This window comes from Pseudoalteromonas sp. SIMBA_162 (assembly GCF_046535955.1).
Classification (GTDB): Bacteria; Pseudomonadota; Gammaproteobacteria; order Enterobacterales; family Alteromonadaceae; genus Pseudoalteromonas; species Pseudoalteromonas marina.
Genome location: NZ_JAWJBQ010001159.1, coordinates 1 through 238, shown reverse-complemented (window position 1 = coordinate 238; position 238 = coordinate 1). Strand labels below are relative to the sequence as shown.

General features: G+C 59.7%; 1 protein-coding gene. It reads right to left on the bottom strand.

What is annotated here, in order from left to right; genetic code table 11:
* The coding region (locus R0J88_RS23315) for a DUF2025 family protein (RefSeq protein ID WP_410901363.1) at positions 1–86 on the bottom strand (86 nt) is incomplete at its 3' end.
* Positions 87–238 lie beyond the last annotated feature (152 nt).

Genomic DNA, 238 nt, shown 5'->3' with positions numbered 1-238 from the left:
ATATGAACGCCGCGCTTGCCATGAAAACCGACAAAGCCCTTGAGCTGGTCGGCGGCATTGCAGATGTCCTGGGAAGTGATGGCCATGACGTAACCTCGCAATGATATCGGAAGATACGCACGCCTGGCGGAGATCGGTCGCCTCTACCGGGCAACTCGCAAACTGGAGCCTAACGCAAGTGCCAGGCCGTTCGCCAAGGTTTTTCGTGCTTGCCCCGCACGTCTGCACCTGCGCCCGG